This is a genomic window from Bradyrhizobium sp. Mp27 (genome assembly GCF_029953005.1).
In the GTDB taxonomy this organism is placed as follows: Bacteria; Pseudomonadota; Alphaproteobacteria; order Rhizobiales; family Xanthobacteraceae; genus Bradyrhizobium; species Bradyrhizobium barranii.
In genome coordinates, this window is record NZ_JASAUS010000475.1 from 1 (window position 1) to 1589 (window position 1589).

Annotated in this window: 2 protein-coding genes; both read left to right on the forward strand. The window is 59.8% G+C overall.

What is annotated here, in order from left to right:
- Positions 1–563 precede the first annotated feature (563 nt).
- Positions 564–1118, forward strand: coding sequence for a Wadjet anti-phage system protein JetA family protein (locus QJT78_RS51065; protein WP_038945987.1), 555 nt, complete (start codon positions 564–566; stop codon positions 1116–1118).
- A partial coding sequence (locus QJT78_RS51070; RefSeq protein ID WP_281460871.1) for a Wadjet anti-phage system protein JetA family protein occupies positions 1028–1589 on the forward strand: 562 nt, incomplete at its 3' end. The genes QJT78_RS51065 and QJT78_RS51070, both read left to right, overlap by 91 nt.

Sequence of the window (1589 nt, forward strand, 5' to 3'; positions counted from 1 at the left end):
GCACGCCTCAAGCACCTTGCGATCTTTCCTCGAAAGGTGGACTTCTCTTGCTTCGGGTATCATCCCGACCTTGAATCACGACTCACGTTCCAAGAAAAGTGGGTACTAGTTCTCCCGCTGCCTACGATGTGAGAAGGTCGAACGGAGAGTATGGCGCAACGGTCAGAGACGGGATCGGGAAAACCAGATTATGGACACGCGCCTCGAGCGCGCATCACTGAATTGGACCCGCTCCGCGAACTCCCATACAGGCCGGCGGCATGTAACGGCCGCTTCAGAGGCCGGACACATGTCAGCACCCGATCGCGCGCTCCAGACTCATTCGAAAAGATTCTTCTTGCATCAACGGGGGAGGTTAAACCGGTCGTGGTCGAGGAGCATGCGGCCGGCTAGGATGTCATGGACCGGGCGGCCCGGAGTCTCCTCGTGGAGGAAAACGAACAGAACGCTCTGAAAATCCTCAGTTTTTCCTTGCGGTTGCGCAGTCGCCGCGGTTCAATCCGCGAGCCGAGGGCTGCTTAGATGAAACGTTTGGTTATCTTCCGGAGACCCTTTTCAAGCCCTTGTCCGGGCCGAAGAAGCACGTCTATTCGCGCCTGCTAATGCGCCTTTATGAGCGGGTCTATTCCGCGCGCATTCTCGAGACGCCGCTTAGGGAAGAGATCGTTAAGCAGATCGAGATCGGGCTCTCCGAGTTCGGCATCGGATCGATGGGCGACCTCTCGGAAGGCGATCCTGAAGAGGATCAGACCACAAGCCAGGCCCATTACCTAGCCTATTATCGATTGCGCGATACCGGTTGGCTCACGGAGGAAACCGAAAAATGGCGAACCTACGTGGACATGAACCCGGACGCGTTCATGGTCCTCGGGGCGATCACCGACTTCGGCAACAGCCGCGTCCGCGTCGCAGGCGCGGTGGTCGACGTCAAGAACAACCTGGAGGCCGCGCACCGTGAACCGGAAACGATGGCCCAAGGCTTGGCCAATGCACACGACACGGCATTGCGGTTTGCCCGTTGGCCGGAATGCGCGAGATCGAGGACCGCATTTTGGGGAATCCGAACGCGGCGGCCATCCTCCGTACGTTCTTCCAGGACTTCGTCGACGGCCTCCTGATAGCCGACTACAAGCAGCTCAAGACGTCCAACAATCCGTACCGTCATCGCCGCACGATCGCGACGCTCGCCGGCGACATGCTCGCGGATGCCAATCAGCTTGGCAAAATCGCGCGCGCCTACATCGAGCAGGGTGTCATGGGCGCAGGCTCCACGGTTGCCACGGCAGAGGAACGCGTCGTCGCCGAGCTCGAGAAGATCAAGAGCGTCTTTGAGGACGTCGGCCCCTTCATGGACAAGATCGAAGATTTCCGCGACCGTCTCGAACGCCGCATCCGCACCACCGTCCACTACATGGACGTCATGGGAGAGGGATCCGCTGAGCGGATCGTCCGGCTGATCGAGCAACTCTCGAAGATCGGGTGTCAATCGGCGTTTGACTGGGACCCCCTATCGGCCTCCAAAAGGGACCCCTTTGATCGGCGTGCTCTGCTGGTAGCGCTCGGGTCGTCGGAGCTGGTCGGGGTTGCGG